Raw genomic sequence first — 17507 nt, forward strand, 5'->3', positions numbered from 1 at the left:
GTTTCCGAGATATTCTATTGAATGTAAAAAAAATATCTGTCAACGTAAAAAGAATACGGAGGGGCTGAGGGCATAGGGCCGAAGCTTCTGTGCTTCATCGTTGACAACCGCGCCTCACCTACCCGTCCCTGCAGCGCAGGTTTCGCCAGTCGAGGGAATCGAATGAATAAATTTGGAAGTGAGGTCGCAGCAGGGAAACAAAGGAATGAAGAAGCATCTGAGCTCGGGAACTTGCCGACCTTGCATGTGTCAAAAGGGATCGCGAGAATTCAATTGAACCGGTCTCGGCAGCACAATCGGTTCGAGCCAACAGACATCGAGACTTTCTCTGAAATCGTCGCGACTTTGGCTCGGCAGTCGAGCGTGCGAGTACTAATGATAACGGCTCAAGGTCCAAGTTTTAGTTCAGGATTTGACCTGGATACATTGTCGAGTGATCGTGCGGCGGCATGTACAGCCCTGTTCGCCGCGATGTGCGATCTTGTCGAAGAATGCCCCTTTCCTACTATATGCGGCCTGAATGGAAACATTTACGGAGGCGCTACTGACCTCGCGCTTGCATGTGATTTTCGTATCGGAACGCGGGGATGTCTCTTGCAAATGTCTCCTTCTCGCCTCGGTATTCAGTACTACTATTCTGGTTTACGACGTTACGTGGAGCGGCTTGGCCTGTCGCAAACGAAACGCCTTTTTCTAACAGGCGAGCAAGTTGACAGCATCACGTTGTTACAGATGGGTTATCTTACCGAGGTGTGTACTTCGGATGCGCTTGAAGCGCGATTAGAGCATTTTGCCGGGATGCTCGCCCAGCGTTCGCCGGCTTCTCTCCGGGGCCTGAAGACGTCGCTCAATTCAATTCGTCGAGGCACTGCTGACCCGGTCGAGATCAATGCGAAGTTTTTCGAAAGCCTAACATCACCTGATGCCCGAGAGGGCCTAAAAGCGTGGTGTGAGCGCCGGCCTCCTTCATTTGCAGACGTGTGAGGCCAAGGCTCTTCGCACAGCAAAAATAAACTGCCTAAGCCTTGCCTCGTCCTCCGATCGGTTGGCTTTTGCGCGGCGGCGATCAGGGTGAGACTCCGCATTGTCTCGCCCTAATTGTTACCAAATGCTGAGCCGTTGCCTCACGTAAATTGCTCCCTTGGATCGGGAGCGAGCGGGGGCGAAGATGGGGTGGCTAAGCATGGCAACGCGGAAGGAACTGACGGCGGCAGCAGGCGCGCGCTATCGGCGTTCGGATCGCGCGAAGAAGACGCGGATATTGGACGAGTTCGTCGACATCACCGGATTCCATCGCAAGCAGGCGATGCGACTACTTCGAGGTGAGGAAGACGCGCGCCCAAGCCGAAGGGCGCGACGTCGAATGTATAATGAGGTAGAACACAACGCGCTCGTGCTCCTTTGGGAGGCGTCAGACCGGATCTGCGGGAAGCGGCTGAAGGCGTTAATGCCTGCGTTGATTGAGGCGATGGAACGGCATGGCCACCTCGACCTTACCCCCGAGATCCGCGACAAACTTTTGGCAATGAGCGCTGCGACGATCGACCGCGCATTGGTGGGGGTCCGAGAAGGATTAGGTCGCAAGCGTCGGCGGCTGTCAAGCGACGTCCGGATTTGACCCCGCAACGACATGAGGAAGCGACCCCCTTGTTGTTTGCAGGACTGAAGCAAGCCGCTCGCGAAGCGCGCCCTTCATAGCGCTGTAGCGAGCGAGCGGCTTGCGTCACGACTTCTTCTCCGATTTGGCTTCTGGTACAGCGGGCTTCTGCAGAAGTCCGCTGCGGCGCTTCTCCTTCAAGCGATAGCTGTCGCCGCGGATCGTGATTACGTGACTGTGGTGCAGCAGACGATCAAGGATCGCGGTGGCGACCACGGGGTCGCTGAAGACCGAGCCCCACTCGCCGACGCTGCGGTTGCTGGTCAGCAGGATCGCGCCTCTCTCGTAACGACGGCTAACGAGCTGGAAGAACAGATGCGCGGCATCGGGTTCAAAGGGCAGATACCCGAGCTCGTCGATGATCAGGAGCTTTGGCTTGGCAAATTGCGCGAGTCGCTCCTCGAGCCGGCCTTCGCTGTGACCTTTGGCAAGCTGCGCAACGACAGTCGTGGCTGCGACGAACTGAACGGAATGCCCAGCCAGGATCGCTTCGCGCCCAAGCGCGACCGCAAGGTGCGTCTTGCCAACGCCAGGTGGCCCAAGGAGCAGCACGTTCTCGCCATTGGCGATCCAGCGGGCGCTCGCAAGCTCGCGTATCTGCTTCGGATCCAGCGAGGGCTGGGCCGAGAAGTCGAAGCCCGACAGATCGCGAACGAACGGGAAGCGAGCAAGTTTGAGCGTCATCTCGATGCGCCGCTCATCCTTGCGGGCGATCTCGCGCTCGCACAGCAGCACCAGAGTCTCGCGTAGGCTCAGCTCTTGTCGACCGGCCTCATCCAACAACCCATCCAGTTGGTCGCGGACAGCCGTCAGCTTCAGGCGCGTCAGCATATCGCTCAGGCGGTCGGGGACAATGGCTCGCATCAGAAGCCCCCTCCCACAATCGCTTCGTACTCGCCGAGTGGCCGCAGCAGCGTCGGCGACGGCGGCGCGACAGGCGATAACGCGAGCTCGCCAGCACGGCTCGGTTTAAAGCCAGTCAGGCCCTCAAAGTGTTTAGGGTCAACGACGCGACGGCGCCGACCGACACAGATCGGATGAGCGGCCACCTCATGGATCCCGTGGTGGATGCGCACCACGCCATCGGCGATCGTCGCTCTCACCGTCTCGCCGATCAGCCGCCATGGCACAGAGTAGGCGTTGCCATCGATCTCGACCGCGCAGTCGGCCTGCACGCGCCGGATCAGTTCACGTGCGGCCTGGAAGGGCGGCCTCCCAGCGATGGGCTTCAGCGCGTGCGCCTCAGCGCGCCTGAAGCGCTCAATTGGTGCTTCGCCAGTCGTGCCATGCTGGCGTAGGTCGGCGATCTCCCGCGTCCAAGCTTCAAGATGCGCCTCAAAGGCTTCCCAGCTCGGGAAGGTGCGGCCGGCGACCGCGTTCCGTTTGACGTAGCCGACGCCATTCTCGGTCTTACCCTTGGTGCGGGCTCGATATGGCGCGCAGGCCCGTGGCCGGAACCCCCAGTGCTTGGCAAACGCGGTCAGCTTGTCATTGAACACGACGGTGCGCATCGCGGCATCGTGCTCCACGACCAACGCACGCGCATTATCGAACAGTACCTCCTCGGGCACGCCACCGAACTTCACGAAGGAGCTTTCCAGGCCATCGAACCAGCTCTCTTGCCGTTCGTTGCGGAATGCTCTGACATGGTGCCGGCGCGAGTAGCCCAACGTGGCGACGAACAGGTAGGCGCGAACCTTGCTGCCACCGATCTCGACCAGCCGCTCGCCAAAATCGATCTGCAGCTGTTTGCCGGGCGGTGTCTCGAACCGCACCGTCGCGCGCGCCTCGGCCGCAAGCTCCTGGCGATAGCGCTGTACCGCCCGCTCGACCGTGCGCAGGCTGACGATGATGCCTTTCTCGGCTGCCAGCTCCTGGCGAATCACATCGGCATTGCCGTGGTGCTGCCGCAGGCGCTCCTTGAGCCAGGTCTCCTGGCCATCGAGCGCCTTTTTGCGCTGCGGCTGCCGATAGGGTGTCCAGCCGCCGGCCGCCACGTAGTCCTTCACCGTGTTGCGACTAATCCCGAGCTCCCGGGCAATCCGTTTGCTACCCCACCCCAGCTCGTTGAGCCGGAGTATCGCCGAAACCTCGTCCGGCTCCAGCATGGCCTCCCTCCGCGGATCTTTGAACCGCAGAGGACCTGAACTGAGTCGCTGCATAAAAACCCCCGTTCTGACCGTGTCGCGAGGGGGGCAATTCCTCGTGTCGTCAGGGGGTCAATTTTCCATGTCGCCCGACAGCGGCACGCGACGCATTCCCTGCGTCGCAGGGCTCCAATAAGGACGTCGGCAGATTGGAATGATCCGGCGCCCGGATTCGTCGAGGCCGACCTTGTCGCGCATAGCGGTCCATCTGCGCGCGGCAGCTTCATCCAGACCCTCGTGCTCACCGGCATTGCTACCGGCTGGACGGAGTGCGCTCCTCTGATCGTGCGCGAACAAACGCTGTTGAGCACGGTGCTGACGGAATTGCGCAAACAATTGCCTTTTGCGCTGCTCGGCTTCGATACTGACAATGATACCGTGTTCATGAACGAGACGCTGAAAGCCTACTGCGAGGCGGCCAACATCGTCTTCACGCGTTGCCGGCCCTACCGAAAAAATGACCAGGCGTTCGTCGAGCAGAAGAACGGCGCCGTCGTGCGCAGGATAGTCGGCTATCGTCGGTTCGAGGGCGCCTGGAAGCGGCCAAGCTGCTGGCTGAACTCTATCGATCGGCGCGGCTGTTCGTGAACTTCTTCCAACCCTCGTTCAAATTGATAGCCAAGCAGCGCGACGGTGCCCGTGTACGCAAGACATACAGCGCGCCGGCTACACCACACCAGCGCCTGGCAGCGGACGCCCGCACGCCTGACGCTGTCCGCCATCATCTCCAAGAAATCTATGCCGCCCTCGATCCAGTCGCGTTGTTGCGCGACATCCGCGACGTGCAGGAGCGCCTCGCGGTCCTCGGGGACACCCAACCAATCGGCCATCCTGCTGCGGCATCGCAATCGATCGATCGCTTCCTGGCAAGCCTGCGCACGGCCTGGAAGGACGGAGCTATGCGACCGACGGATCGGCCACTCGTGAAGGCGGAGAGAGGCCGACGTCGTCCCGACCCGCACATCCGAGCAACGCCAGAGTTGCGAAAATGGTTTGAAACCGAGCCTTGGCGGACTGGCAGCGAACTGCTCTCGCGCTTGCAGGAGGAATATCCTGGAGCCTATCCGAACAAGCTTCTTCGAACGCTTCAACGTCGGCTGAAATCCTGGCGCAGCGAGCAAGCGAACGCGCTGCTGTTCGCTCCTAGCGAGAAAATGCCGCCAGGGTACGAGGTCACAACACTCCAATGACGTGCGAGGTACCAGCGGAGGAGGCCGGGCGCTCCGAAACCCCGGCCATCTCCGCACCCGGTCTCCTCCTCAACTCAAGCCAGGAGCAAAATAAATGAGGCAACCGATCGCACCCGGGAGCATCAGTACATGAGGCAATACGCGCTCTCATCCTGATTGGCGCGCTATAGGCTTTGTCAGTCCTAGATCAAGTGGCTCCGAAGGCGTCGCATGGATGAACAATCTGGCGTGTCTGTTGAGCGGCTCGTGCATTCTAAACAGAAACACGTGACTGAGCTGCTGCCGGTTTGATGGACACCCGGTCAAGCTAATCCCACCTTACGCCCGAACTCAACCGGGCTGAGATAGCCGATGGTCGAGTGCCTGCGCGTCGTGTTGTAAAATCGTTCGATGTAGTCGAACACATCGGCGCGTGCCTCGTCTCTGGTTCGATAAATCTTGTTGGCCGTACGCTCGGTCTTGCGCGAGGAGAAGAAGCTTTCCATCGCCGCGTTGTCCCAGACGTTGCCGGAGCGGCTCATGCTGCAAACGATGCCGTTGTCGGCCATCAGGCGCTGGAACTGCTCGCTTGTGTACTGGGCGGATTCAAGCGGTCGTCGCAACACCTGAACGAAGGAGGTTGCGATGGGATTCGAAAGCGACGATCACACCGTTCTGGACGGGCGCCGTTGCCGTCACGGGGACGACCGCCGGTAGCGGGGCGATCTGCACTCCAGCGATTTTGGTTGGGGATCGCGCAGGGGATGACCAGCGAGGATGCTGCATTGGCGGCTGGTATGTCGCAGCCTGTCGGAACCAGATTGTTCCGACGCGGGCGGCATGGCACCAGCGATGTTCAGTACTTCGACCAAGCCGCCGTCCGGGCGGTACCTCTCGTTTGCGGAACGTGAGGAGATTGCACTTCTTCGCGTTCAGGGCCTTTCGAGCCGCGAGATCGGGCGCCGACTTAGCCGATCCGTCTCGACTATCTCCCGTGAGCTACGACGCAATGCCGCGACGAGCAGCGGCGGCCTGGAGTATCGTGCGTCGACAGCCCAATGGCACGCCGAGCGATCGGCCCGTCGACCCAAACCGAGCAAGCTTGCGCTCAACACAACCTTGCGCACTTATGGGGAGCAGCGCTGGCTGGCGTCGTCACGACCCTGAGTGGCGCTGCCGTTCCTGGTCCCGCCGTTCCGTGGAAGGGCCGCCCGCCCGCGCAAGGATCGGCGATGGGCCAGGGCTTGGAGCCCAGAGCAGATTGCCCGACGCTTGCCGATCGACTTCCCGGACGACAAGACGATGCGCATCAGCCACGAAGCCATCTATCAAGCCCTCTTCGTTCAGGGGCGGGGAGCGCTACGCCGCGAACTGTCGGCCTGCTTGCGAACGGGGCGCGTGTTGCGGGTACCCAGGGCGCGCGTACGCAGGCGAGACAGGAGCTCTGTCTCGCCGGAGATCATGATCAGTCAACGCCCCGCCGAAGCGGCCGATCGCGCGGTGCCGGGTCACTGGGAGGGAGACCTCATCCTTGGTCTTGGCAGCTCGGCGATCGGCACGCTGGTTGAGCGTACGACGCGCTTCACGATGTTGCTGCATCTTCCCCGGCTTGCGGGGCATGGCGAAGCTCCGCGCATGAAGAATGGGCCTACTCTCGCAGGGCACGGAGCTGAAGCGGTGCGCGACGCGATTACGCGCACCATCATCAGCTTGCCCGAAGAGCTGCGTCGTTCGCTGACCTGGGATCAGGGAGCTGAAATGGCTCAGCACGATCGTCTTAAGATCGACGCGGGTGTCCAAATCTACTTCTGCGATCCGCACAGCCCATGGCAGCGTGGCACCAACGAGAACACAAATGGGCTGCTGCGTCAGTACTTCCCGAAAGGCACCGACCTTATCGTCCACGGCGCCGACGAGATCGCCGCTGTGGCCGCGGCCCTCAATGCTCGACCGAGAAAAACCCTGGGTTGGAAAACGCCGGCAGAGGCCCTTGACGAGTTGCTATCGTGAGTGAACACAATTGGTATTGCGACGACCGCTTGAATCCGCCTTGGCTGCCCCGGTCGGAGTGATGCAACAGCGCATCCGGCTTGCCGCGTCGCCAGACGACCATCAACAATGCGTCCGTCACGAGCTGTGCGGTCATGGCGGCACTCATCGACCAGCCCACCACGCGGCGCGAGAACAGGTCGATCACCGCTGCGACATAGAGCCAGCCTTCGGCCGTCCAGAGATAGATGAAGTCGGCGATCCATTTCTGGTTGGGACGCTCGGCGGCGAACTGCCGGTCAAGGAGGTTCGCCGGTACGGTCTCGAGCTGTCGATCGCCGCTGTCCTTCGGCAAGCGCCGACGTCGCGGCCGCGCCCGCAAGCCTTGCAGCCGCATCAGCCGCTCAATCCGGTGCAGGCCACAATCCGCCCCTTCGGCGAGCAGGTCGCGCCACACTCGGCGTGCGCCATAGGTGCGGTCGCTGGCGGCGAAGCTGGCCTTGACCTTGCCGCCGAGCTCCTCGTCGCTGCGGGATCTGGCGCTGGGCGAACGATTCAGCCAAGCATGGAAGCCCGACCGCGACACCCCCAGCGCATCGCATAGCCATGCCACCGGCCAGATCGTCCGGTGCTTCGCAACGAAGGGGAACTTCATGTCGCTTCCTTCGCGAAGTAGGCTGCGGCCTTCCTAAGAAACAGCCGGATTGGCGTCGCCCGGGATGGCCTGCAACACGAAGCCTAGCGATTTCGCCCGGCGCTGTAGGTTGGCGAGGACGCGGCTACGATATTGCTGCTCATATTGGTCGGCGCCAGGATCCTTGTAGCTCATGCCGTGCCGGAGTGTGTTGTAGAATAAAACCGCAATCTTGCGAGCCGTCGCCGTCACCGCCTTCGATTTACCCGCACGTGCTGACAACCGGCGATAGAATGCTCCCAGCGCTGTCTCGCTCCGCCCCACGGTTGTGGCTGCCAAACGCAACAACGCAGCTGCGCGACTTGAAGATCTCCGTGTGCGCGAAGACAGCACCTTGCCGCCGGAGATCTTGTTGCCGGGTGCGAGGCAGAGCCAGGAAGTGAAGTGTTTGGCGCTCGGCCATGCCGTTAGATCGATACCGCACTCGCCAATGAGCTTCAATGCGAGCGACGGACCCAACCCGTGGATCTCAGTCAAATCGACGCCCCGCACTCTGTACAGTGCGGTCCTGACATCGAAGGTGGGGGTGTTGACCTGCTTGGTCTTTACGCGCGGCTTGGCTAGGTTTCCGACCGGTCTTGCTCCTTTGGTGTTCAATGCACTGATCAGGACTTCGAGCTTGCGATCACAGTCGAGCATCTTTGCCTGATAAACGTCGTAGAGCTCCAGTGATTGAGCTAACGCGAAAACATGTTCGTGGCGGTCATTGCCTACGAGCGCTGCGCGGATCGTCTCGATCGATGAGTGGCAGCGCACGTCCCGATAGGTTGCCGGGACGTCGGGATTGCGTTCGCCTGCAACAATGGCTCGGATAATCCGCATGCCGGTCGCGCCGGTGATATCCGACACAACATGATGGAGCTGCAGGTTCATCTCCATCAGAGCCTTTTGCATATGTTGGATATGGGCGGCAGCATATTCCACGAGCCGCTCGCGCTGGCGTAGATAGGCTCGCAACGTTGCGATCTCGGCATCGGTCGGAAGCTGCCCCGTAACAGGCCATAGGAGTGGAGCTGGCGTAACCAAGCGGCATCGCTGAGATCGGTTTTACGGCCAGGTACATTCTTGGCGTACCGCGCGTTGACCAGAATGACCTCAAACCCGCGCTGTTCTAGGATCTCGTAGACTGGGATCCAATAGACCCCAGTGGATTCCATCGCGACACTGGTCACGCCGCACATCTTGAACCAGTCCGCCAGTTCATGCAGGTCTTGCGTGAATGTGCCGAATGCACGCACTGGCTTGTCGGTGCAGGCCGGGTTTACCGCGGCCATGTGCATCTTTGATCCGATATCGATAGCGGCCGGGCTGAGGTTGACCAGCTTTAGGTCCGGGCCGCGGTCGGTTGTCCTGTTAGGCATCGCAACTCCTCCGTCCGATGATGGGCTGGAGGGTCAGGGCTATGCCAATTTGTCATCTTCCTAATCGGGATCGCCGTCGAAACGGCGTCACCACTCTCAAGTCCGCATGCGCCCATGGACCACGTTTTTTAACGGGGACAGTGCCTCCAATAAGCTGACGGCCGCTACCCTCCGAGCTAAAGGATAGCACAAGGCTGTTTCTATCCCGCGCAGGCGCGCCACGACGCTGGACAGTTATTTAGGATATCCCGCTCGGCCTTCAGCTTGGCGACCTCACGGCGCAGCCGCTCGATCTCCTGCTGCTCCGGCTTCATCTGCCCGTGACCGGGAAAGGCCTGCACCGGGTCGGAGCCGAACTTGCTGATTCCAATGATCTCGCCGGGGTGTACCGATTTGATCTCGCCCAGGATTGAACGAACCCGCTACGCGGCAGTAGGGGGCAAACCTGCTGAACTGAGGTGTCCTGTCTGAGAGGATGTTGGTCTTCGCACCACCCCTCTCAAGACAGGAGACCCAGATGGCTACGATGAGCCCTCTTCGGCAGCGCATGATCGAGGACATGACGGTCCGCAATCTGTCGCCGTCGACTCAACAATCCTATATCTATGCGATCGCAAAGTTTAGCCGCCATTTCGGCTATGCCCCGGACCGGTTGAGTTTCGAGCAGGTCCGCGCCTACCAACTACATCTCATCGGCCAAAAGCGCTCGTGGTCCCACATCAATCAGGTGGCCTGCGCGCTGCGGTTCTTCTACGGCGTCACACTCGGGCAGACGGAGGCATTCGAGCGGATCATTGGTGGCCAGAAGCCCGACAAGCTCCCGCTCGTGCTTAGTGCCGAAGAGATCGAGCGCTTCCTGGACGCGGTTACAGGGGTGCGCAATCGCGTCGTGCTGGCGACGGCTTATGCGGCTGGCTTACGGGTTAGTGAAGTCGTCCGCCTGAAGGTGAGCTCGATCGACAGCAAGCGAATGTTGATCCACATCGAGAACGGTAAGGGCGGCAGGGATCGTTACGCGATGCTTTCTCCGCGACTGCTGGAGATTCTGCGTACGTACTGGATGCGAGCCCGACCGGGGCTGTGGCTATTTCCAGGCCAAGACCCAAGTGAACATGTCAGCGTCCGCTGCGTCCAGGCGGCCTGCCGCGCCGCCCGCCGCCGCGCTCGGCTTGCCAAGCCGATTACTGTCCATACGCTCCGGCACTCGTTTGCGACCCATCTCCTGGAAAGCGGGATCGACATTCGCATCATTCAAGTTCTGCTCGGACATGCCGACCTGGGATCGACCGCGCGCTACGCTCAGGTTGCGACCAACCTGCTCGCCCGCACGACCAGCCCATTCGATGGACTCTCCGTCAGGGTGATCCCACCCGACTGAGCTGCGCATATGCGCCCCGTGCTCGAGGTGGCGGACATCCTCCGCCGCCACGGCGGCGCCTTCCGTGCCGCGCAGGGTCCTCGGCTGTCCTCCGATCAGCGCCGTGTGATGGCGGCCATCGAGGCGTGTCGCACAGCGACGCTCGGCGGCCACGTCGAGCGGTGCGACGACTGCGGCCTGGTCCGCGTCGCCTATAACAGCTGTCGCGATCGGCACTGTCCAAAGTGCCAAGCGCTCGCGCGCGCCCAATGGCTCGCCGAGCGCCAGGCCGACCTGCTGCCGGTCCCCTATTTCCATGTCGTCTTCACCGTGCCGGCGCCGGTGGCCGCCATCGCGCTGCAGAACAAGACGGCGGTCTACGACATCCTGCTCAAGGCAGCAGCCGAGACGATCCGTCTCATCAGCGCCGACCCGAAGCATCTCGGTGCCGAGACCGGGATGATCGCCATTCTCCATACCTGGGGCCAGACCCTGACGCATCATCCGCATGCCCATTGCCTCGTGCCAGGCGGCGGGATCGCCCCTGATGGAAGCTGGGTTCATTGTCGCCCCGGCTTCTTCCTTCCCGTTCGCGTCCTGTCACGATTGTATCGTCGGCTGTTCCTGGAGCGCCTGCAGGCGGCGTTCAATGGCACCAAGCTCCAGTTCTTCGGCCATCTCGCGCACCTCGTCGAGCCAGCGGCATTCGCCCGCCATCTAACCGCCCTCCGCAAGGTCGAGTGGGTCGTCTACGCCAAGCGTCCCTTCGGCGGACCAGAACAGGTTCTGGCCTATCTCGGGCGCTACACCCATCGCGTTGCAATCGCCAACGGCCGGCTCCTTACCTGTGACCAGGGCCACGTCCGCTTCCGGTGGAAGGATTATCGCGCTGGCAACAGATCCAAAGTGATGACGCTCGACACTGAGGAGTTCCTTCGTCGCTTTCTGCTCCACGTATTGCCGAAGGGGTTTCGCCGCATCCGTCATTTTGGCTTCCTGGCGAACGCCTGCCGCGTCGCCAAACTCGCGCGCATCCGAGCGGCGCTAAAGGCGCCAGAGCCGCCTCCGCCTGCCGAAGCTGTCGACTATCGTGAGCGCTGCGCCATCCTCATTGGTCACCGCCTCGACTTGTGCCCCATCTGCGGAGGCCGCATGGTCGAGATTGGGCCTGTGCCGCGTGCGCAAACGCCGCGACGCGCAGCACCTCGCTGCGATACATCATGACCGACTACCTCGACTTGTTCGCTCCCACTGCAGGCATCGCCATGCCGACGTTCTCCGTCGGAACGATCAAGCACGCTCACAACGCGCGGCGAACGGGCGATAGTCAGCCGCTTGGGCTTGACGCGCCGTTCGACGCTATCGACGCCGGCATCCTCTGCTGCCAATATCAACGGCAATCTGCGGCCACACTCGCTCGCGGGCCCGACATCGGGTCAATCGCGCCTACCGGCGCCTAGATCGAGCCCCCATAGGTCCTCGCTCACAAGACGCGGCTTCGTTCAATCCAGCTTCAAATAGGTCCCGCGCTGGACTTGCGGCGAGATCTGCGACGCGGGACCTATTTGAACCCTCCAGTATTCCGAGATGATCTCGCCCACCATTCCGATTTGATGTCGCCCGGGGCGCGAGGCGTTCTGGCTGTCTGGTTTCTGGCATCGGCGAAGCCGCGTGGTCAATCTTGAATCGCGGCTCGACGGGCGGGTTTTTCTGTTGTTCCTGCTGTGGGCATGTGGGCAACGCTCTTGCGTTGTCCAAGCGTAGCGGCATGTCCACAGCGCCACAGGCTCAGGCCTTTCGGTCAGGTTTGCGGGTTCGCCGCATGCTTTCGCCGTTCAGATCGATCCGGTGGGCGTTATGGACCAGGCGGTCGAGGACGGCGTCGGCGTAGGTGGGATCACCAAACACAACAGAGTGCCCCTATTTTGGAACGGGTCGTGTCTCACGTCACGATCACTGACCCGCATCATTTTCTTTTTGGGCACCGGCTTGAGGTGCTGAAGGAGCGGTCGGGGGCGGTCCCGCCTACGTCGTTGTCGCGCTGCCGGACGGCCGGCCGCGGGCAGTTCGGATCGCGTCGACGGATCTTGTCGAGACGCCGATCACGCCTCGCCCGAACGCCGCCGATCTGCCGCGCATCAGTGCCCGTACGCTGATCCCATTGATGCAACATTTGAGCGCGAGTCTGAGCCTTCTCGACGAGAAGGTGATTCGCGATGACCCACCGACCGCTTCCAGGTCGCGTTGCGTATCGACCCCTGCCGATATTGGCAAATCCACCCCGCCGTCCGACGGCCGACATTCCGCGCCTGTGGCCGAATCTGTCGACCGCGACGCAAACCCAGATCGCTCAAATCCTCGCCACGCTGCTGCGGCGAATGCAAGCGGTTCCCGGCACGGCCGGAAGGAGACTGGGTCGTGCTGATCAGCTCGACCGTCGCTGACGAGCGGCTCACGACCGCACACCGAGCCAAGTTGGCCTACGTCTACGTGCGGCAGTCATCCGTGAACCAGGTGCGCCAGCACCAGGAGAGCACCGAGCTGCAGTACCGCCTCGTCGATCGGGCCATCGGTCTGGGCTGGCCGCCGGAGCGCGTCCAGGTCATTGACGAGGATCTGGGCAAGTCCGGAGCTGGCGCTGTGGATCGTCATGGTTTCCAGAAGCTCATTGCCGAGATCGGCCTTGGCAACGCCGGCCTTGTGGTGAGCCTCGACGCTTCTCGCTTGGCCCGTCGTCTGGCAGACCGCCACAACCAGCGAGCATCACGTACAACGGCGCGTTCATACCTACCGCAACTACATTGACATTGATCGGTTGCGGCGACGGATCGTCGAGTTGAATGCTGAACATAAAATGGATGCCGAGATCGCGGCAATCCTCAATCAGGAAGGCTTTGTCGCGGCCCGAGGCTGCGCTTTCAAAGGCGAGAACGTCCGGCTGTTGCGCACCCGCTGGGGCATTCCCACGGTCAAAATCAACGGCGTAGACAAGAATCCGATGCGCTGGCCCGACGGCAGCTTCTCGATTCAGGGCGCAGCGGCTGAGCTTGGAGTAACCCCGCAGACGGTATTCGACTATCTCGCGCGCGGAATGCTGGCAGGTCGTCAGTTAACCAAAGGCCAGCCATGGCAGATCGAGCTCTCAGACGAACAAATCAGTCAGCTTCGCAATCGAGTACAACACACCAAGCGTTCGAAGGAGGAGGCATCATGAAGTCATCGGCTCGCCGATCAGCGCGTGCCATTGATCGATCGGGAGCTGGCTGGTGACGATGGTGGAGCCGCGGCCGTAGCGGTCCTCGAGGATCTCCAGGAGGTCGTGGCGGGCCGCGGCGTCAAGCGGCTCGAGGCCCCAGTCGTCGTATGTGGACGGCCTCTGATGGCAAGCACAATTTGGCACTTCGAACGACTTGGACGGCTGCGATCGTATGTCCGGCGTTTAGCGCGGATCATATCTCCGCTGGCCCTGATGAAGTCCGACAACCAAGGGGTCACATCAAGGATGCGAGCTTTGAGGCTCACACGACTGGTCGGGTTTTCCTGGTTTTCGGTGGCGACCGTTGTCTTTCATCATGCCTTTCTTGCACTTACCAAGCTTATAACTCTTCGATGCGGCTGTCCGACACTCAAAGTTTGGCGAACATCTCGGTGCGGAAGCATTCTCCGGTTTTCATCATTGCCCAGATGATCCGAGCAAGCTTGTTGGCGAGGGCGACGGTCACAAGCCGCGCCGGCTTTTTTAGCCAAAAGCCCGACAATCCAGTCGCGCAAGCCGCCGCGGCGTTTTTCCACAACGTTTAGAAGCGATGTTGCTCCGAGAACGAGTAACTTCCTTATATATCGATTACCCGCCTTGGTGATGGTTCCGAGAGTTGGTTTACCCCCGCTTGAAATTTGCCTGGGCGTCAGACCCAGCCAGGCAGCAAAATCCCGTCCCGAATTGAATACGCTTGGGTCTGGTACACTGGCTGTAATTACCGAGGCAACAAGCTTGCCAACGCCGGAAATTTCTCCGAGCGAACGGCTCGTCTCGCTGAGCGCGTGAGCCTTGGCGATCTCCCTCTCCAAATCATCGAGTGCGCCTCCGAGCGCATCAATTTGCTGACCGAGAACCCTCGCGGCCAGGACAGCGGCGTCGGGAAGAGTCGCATCGCCTTCTGCGAGGCCTAAAGGCTCGTCGACGCGGCCGGTGCCCTTGGCGACGACAAGACCGAATTCGGCCAAATGGCCGCGTAGAGCGTTCACGCTCATCGTTCGCTGTTTGACCAGCAGCTCGCGCGTCTTGTGCCACATCAGGGTCGCTTGCTGATCAGCGCTCTTGATCGGCACAAAACGCATGGCAGGGCGCGAGACCGCTTCACAGATGGCTTCCGCATCGACGGCATCGTTCTTACCTCGCTTGACATAGGGTTTTGTGTAGGCCGGCGGCATCAGAGACACATCGTGTCCCATGGCCTTCAGTTCGCGCGCCCTATAGTGGGCTGAGCCGCAAGCCTCCATGCCAACGCGGCACGGCTCGATCCTCGAGAAGAACTCGCGCATCGTCCGGCGCGTCAGCTTGCGCTTTACGGCTGGTGCATCCTCACTAGACAGCGCATTAATCTGAAAATAGTTCTTGGCGAGATCAACGCCTATTCTAATAAACTTCATCTCGGACGGTCCCCCTTCTTTGTGGCGCTCTGGCGACCACGCCTTGGCACTATGATGCCGTTGAGGTGAGGCCGTCCACACCATCAAAGATGAGGAGATCGACGCGGCCAAGCGCGCGCAGCAGGCGGGAGTGGCGGCCGTCGCCGCGCGCCAAAGCGAGATCGCTAAACAGCCGTGGGACGCGCTGATAAAGCACGGAGCGATTGTCGCGGCAGGCCTTGTTGCCGAGCGCTGAGGCGAGCCAGCTCTTACCGACGCCGGAGGGCCCGCAGATCAAAAGGTGGCGTGGTCGTCGATCCATTGCCCTTCGACCAGCATCGTCAGCAGGCTGCGGTCGAGGCCGCGCGGGGTGCGATAGTCGATGTCCTCGACGCAGGCCTCCTGGCGCAGCTTGGCGTATTGCAGCCGCTTCGACAGCCGCTTGTCGCGTCGCAGCGACGCTTCGCGTTCGAGCAGGAGCGCGAGCCATTCGGCGTGGCCGAGGCTTGCGGCCTCGCCGCCGGCTTCGATGTCGGCGAAGGCGCCTTCGCCATGCCATGCAGGCCGAGCGTGTAGAGTTGATCGAGGGGCGGATGCGTGAGCAAGGCGTGATCTCCTAGTTGTAGTAGCGCGGCCCGCGGTTGTTGGGATGGAGGATCGGCGCGTCGTCCGCGGGCCGCTTGGGTGAAGGCCGCCGATCGAGATTGTTGGCGAGGATCGATTTGACTGAGCCGTAGGTGCGCGCCGATGTGCGAAAGCCCTGCTCGGGGTGCGTGCGTTCATCGAGGATCAGGTCGCACAGCGCGGCGGTGGCCGGCCCGATCGCGGCGGCCTCCTTGCGGATGCGCTCGATGGTCCAGCCGGCGTAGCGCCGATGACTGGACGCCATGTGTTCCGGCACGGTGGTGTGCTTGTGGTTGCCGCTCATGCGCTGATGCGCGGCGATCCGCTCGCCCTTGTGGAATATCTCCACGGTGCGGGCGGTGAAGCGCACCTCGACCTCGGCGCGGACGAAGCGATGCGGGACGCTGTAGTAATGCGCCTCGACCTCGACGTGGTAGTCGATGCTGGCCCGGCAGATCCGCCACTCGGCGAACACGTAAGGGCTCTCCGGCAAGACCCTGAGTGCCGGCCGGTCGATCTCCTCCAGCAGCTTGCGGCGGGTCACGCCGAGCCGCCGGATCGGTCGCTCCTCGTTGAGCCGGGTCATTAACTCGGCGATCGCCGCGTTGACCTCGGCGAGGCTGTGGAAGGTCCGATGGCGCAGCCGTCCGAGCAGCCAGCGCTCGACCATGAGGACCGCCTGCTCGACCTTGGCCTTGTCCCGTGGCCGCCGTGGGCCTGGCCGGCAGAATGGCGGTGCCGTATTGCGCCGCCATGTCGGCGTAGCTGCGGTTGATCTGCGGATCGTACAGGCAGGCCTTGATCACGGCGACCTTGGTGTTGTCCGGCACCAGCAGTGCCGGCACGCCGCCGATCGCCTCGAAGGCGCCGACGTGGCCATCGATCCAGTCGGCGAGCCCCTGCGTCCAGGTCGCCTGCGCGCAGGTGAAGCTCGATGCGCCGAGCACCGCGACGAAGATCTGCGCGGTGCGCCGCTCGCCGGTAAACCGGTCGATCACCACCGGCACGCCGTCGCCCGCATAATCGACGAACAGCTTGTCGCCGGCTGCATGCGACTGGCGCATCGTCGCCGACAGCCGGCCTTCCCAGGCCCGGTAGAGCTCGCAGAACCGCGAATAGCGATACCCGCCGGGTTCGCCCGCGATGTACTCCTCCCACAGGATCGACAGCGTCACGTGCGTGCGCCGGAGCTCGCGGTGCACCGCCGCCCAGTCCGGCTCCGCCTGCCGGCGATGGCCACGCCGGGTGCCGAGACCGGCTCCCGCGCTGGCGAACAACCGGGCTTCCAGCACAGCGTCGGTGATGCCGTCGGGCAATGGCCAGGTCAGCCCCGCCGCTTCAAACCGGCGGATCGTCAACCGCACCGTCGAAGGCACCGTCCCCAACCGCCGCGCAATCTCGCGGGTCGGCATCCCAGCCGACTTCAATCTGATCACATCGCGCACATGGCGCATCGCAAGCCTCTCCGTCGGCATCCAGGTCCCCCTTCGCAACGAAAGGCGGGACCGTATCGGAGCCAGAAGAGGCCTCGTCACCCCGGGTTCGCTCTTGCGATACCCCGGGCGACATCATCCCGGAATGGTGGGCGACATCAAGCGGAATCAGCAGCCGAACTCCTTGACCCATTTGCGCAGAACGTTCTCATGAACGTCCAGGTCGCGGCCGGCTTGTGCCACCGACACCCCGCGTTTCCGGACCAGCTTGACCGCCTAGATCTTGAACTTGCGACTAAACTTCCGTCTCTTCATCGCCCACCTCCGGCTTCATGAAACACCTAATCTCGGTGTCCATCAAACCGGCAGCAGCTCAGACTGAGGGAGCGTGCCACGCGCCGTCGGCGGCTTGGCAATGATGATTGTTTGGTGCAATTCACGCTTGAT

Annotated in this window: 8 protein-coding genes and 12 pseudogenes; 9 read left to right on the top strand and 11 right to left on the bottom strand. The window is 61.9% G+C overall.

The window, feature by feature from the left end:
- Window positions 1-162 precede the first annotated feature (162 nt).
- Together ACWAT4_RS43670 and ACWAT4_RS43675 are read left to right on the top strand one after the other, a co-directional pair.
- A complete protein-coding gene (locus ACWAT4_RS43670) occupies window positions 163-984 on the top strand; it encodes an enoyl-CoA hydratase/isomerase family protein (protein WP_128929836.1) in 822 nt (273 codons plus the stop codon).
- 184 nt (window positions 985-1168) lie between these two features.
- Window positions 1169-1594, top strand: a pseudogene (locus ACWAT4_RS43675) (ISNCY family transposase); the annotation flags it as partial.
- Between the two features lie 129 nt (window positions 1595-1723).
- On the opposite strand, the gene istB reads toward ACWAT4_RS43675, so the two are convergent.
- Window positions 1724-2521: an IS21-like element helper ATPase IstB gene (gene istB / locus ACWAT4_RS43680; protein WP_128929835.1), complete on the bottom strand. Its 798-nt coding sequence runs from the start codon at window positions 2519-2521 to the stop codon at window positions 1724-1726.
- Window positions 2521-3819, bottom strand: a complete 1299-nt coding sequence (gene istA, locus ACWAT4_RS43685) for an IS21 family transposase (RefSeq protein ID WP_164934316.1) — start codon at window positions 3817-3819, stop codon at window positions 2521-2523. The genes istB and istA (ACWAT4_RS43685) overlap by 1 nt, the downstream gene beginning before the upstream one ends.
- A gap of 75 nt (window positions 3820-3894) precedes the next feature.
- Between istA (ACWAT4_RS43685) and ACWAT4_RS43690 the strand changes: the two are divergent.
- Window positions 3895-4994 (top strand): annotated as a pseudogene (locus ACWAT4_RS43690) (ISNCY family transposase); the annotation flags it as partial.
- Between the two features lie 302 nt (window positions 4995-5296).
- Here ACWAT4_RS43690 and ACWAT4_RS43695 read toward each other — a convergent pair.
- Window positions 5297-5581: pseudogene (locus ACWAT4_RS43695) on the bottom strand (IS3 family transposase); the annotation flags it as partial.
- Between the two features lie 42 nt (window positions 5582-5623).
- On the opposite strand from ACWAT4_RS43695, the pseudogene ACWAT4_RS43700 reads away from it, so the two are divergent.
- Window positions 5624-6983 (top strand): annotated as a pseudogene (locus ACWAT4_RS43700) (IS30 family transposase).
- Window positions 6984-7023: 40 nt separating this feature from the next.
- Here the strand turns inward: ACWAT4_RS43700 and ACWAT4_RS43705 are convergent.
- Window positions 7024-7650: pseudogene (locus ACWAT4_RS43705) on the bottom strand (IS3 family transposase); the annotation flags it as partial.
- Window positions 7651-9017 (bottom strand): annotated as a pseudogene (locus ACWAT4_RS43710) (IS110 family RNA-guided transposase).
- 517 nt (window positions 9018-9534) lie between these two features.
- Here ACWAT4_RS43710 and ACWAT4_RS43715 point away from each other — a divergent pair.
- Genes ACWAT4_RS43715 through ACWAT4_RS43725 form a run of 3 tightly spaced genes read left to right on the top strand, consistent with a single transcriptional unit; the run spans window position 9535 to window position 11834 of the window.
- Window positions 9535-10395 (top strand): tyrosine-type recombinase/integrase, encoded by an 861-nt coding sequence (locus tag ACWAT4_RS43715; protein ID WP_164935788.1) that lies wholly within the window; start codon window positions 9535-9537, stop codon window positions 10393-10395.
- Window positions 10396-10404: 9 nt separating this feature from the next.
- Window positions 10405-11598 carry an IS91 family transposase gene (locus ACWAT4_RS43720; protein WP_128929833.1) on the top strand — a complete coding sequence of 398 codons (1194 nt, stop codon included), beginning with the start codon at window positions 10405-10407 and terminating at the stop codon, window positions 11596-11598.
- The gene (locus tag ACWAT4_RS43725) at window positions 11595-11834 is read left to right on the top strand and encodes a hypothetical protein (RefSeq protein WP_128929832.1); all 240 of its coding nucleotides are present in this window, start codon (window positions 11595-11597) and stop codon (window positions 11832-11834) included. Before ACWAT4_RS43720 ends, ACWAT4_RS43725 begins: the two co-directional genes overlap by 4 nt.
- A 328-nt stretch (window positions 11835-12162) precedes the next feature.
- Here ACWAT4_RS43725 and ACWAT4_RS43730 read toward each other — a convergent pair.
- Window positions 12163-12282, bottom strand: a pseudogene (locus ACWAT4_RS43730) (ATP-binding protein); the annotation flags it as partial.
- A gap of 510 nt (window positions 12283-12792) precedes the next feature.
- Between ACWAT4_RS43730 and ACWAT4_RS43735 the strand changes: the two are divergent.
- Together ACWAT4_RS43735 and ACWAT4_RS43740 are read left to right on the top strand one after the other, a co-directional pair.
- Entirely contained in the window at window positions 12793-13179 is a 387-nt protein-coding gene (locus tag ACWAT4_RS43735) for a recombinase family protein (RefSeq protein ID WP_128929831.1), read from the top strand.
- A 49-nt stretch (window positions 13180-13228) separates the two neighbouring features.
- Complete coding sequence (locus ACWAT4_RS43740) at window positions 13229-13588, top strand: hypothetical protein (protein WP_128929830.1); 360 nt, start codon at window positions 13229-13231, stop codon at window positions 13586-13588.
- Window positions 13589-13594: 6 nt separating this feature from the next.
- Here the strand turns inward: ACWAT4_RS43740 and ACWAT4_RS43745 are convergent.
- The 5 pseudogenes from ACWAT4_RS43745 to ACWAT4_RS43765 form a co-directional block, all read right to left on the bottom strand.
- Window positions 13595-13735: pseudogene (locus tag ACWAT4_RS43745) on the bottom strand (ATP-binding protein); the annotation flags it as partial.
- A gap of 265 nt (window positions 13736-14000) precedes the next feature.
- Window positions 14001-15024, bottom strand: a pseudogene (locus ACWAT4_RS43750) (IS110 family RNA-guided transposase).
- Between the two features lie 82 nt (window positions 15025-15106).
- Window positions 15107-15608: pseudogene (locus tag ACWAT4_RS43755) on the bottom strand (ATP-binding protein); the annotation flags it as partial.
- Window positions 15609-15619: 11 nt separating this feature from the next.
- A pseudogene (gene istA / locus ACWAT4_RS43760) lies at window positions 15620-17081 on the bottom strand (IS21 family transposase).
- 159 nt (window positions 17082-17240) lie between these two features.
- A pseudogene (locus ACWAT4_RS43765) lies at window positions 17241-17375 on the bottom strand (transposase); the annotation flags it as partial.
- Window positions 17376-17507: the final 132 nt, after the last annotated feature.

Source organism: Bradyrhizobium sp. T-1 (assembly GCF_053592855.1).

Bases quoted from the DNA above. Each gene is read 5' to 3' on its own strand.
- istA (WP_164934316.1), bottom strand. From the start codon at position 3,819: ATGCAGCGACTCAGTTCAGGTCCTCTGCGGTTCAAAGATCCGCGGAGG.
- ACWAT4_RS43670 (WP_128929836.1), top strand. From the start codon at position 163: ATGAATAAATTTGGAAGTGAGGTCGCAGCAGGGAAACAAAGGAATGAA.
- istB (WP_128929835.1), bottom strand. From the start codon at position 2,521: ATGCGAGCCATTGTCCCCGACCGCCTGAGCGATATGCTGACGCGCCTG.
- ACWAT4_RS43725 (WP_128929832.1), top strand. From the start codon at position 11,595: ATGACCGACTACCTCGACTTGTTCGCTCCCACTGCAGGCATCGCCATG.
- ACWAT4_RS43715 (WP_164935788.1), top strand. From the start codon at position 9,535: ATGGCTACGATGAGCCCTCTTCGGCAGCGCATGATCGAGGACATGACG.
- ACWAT4_RS43720 (WP_128929833.1), top strand. From the start codon at position 10,405: ATGCGCCCCGTGCTCGAGGTGGCGGACATCCTCCGCCGCCACGGCGGC.
- ACWAT4_RS43740 (WP_128929830.1), top strand. From the start codon at position 13,229: ATGGATGCCGAGATCGCGGCAATCCTCAATCAGGAAGGCTTTGTCGCG.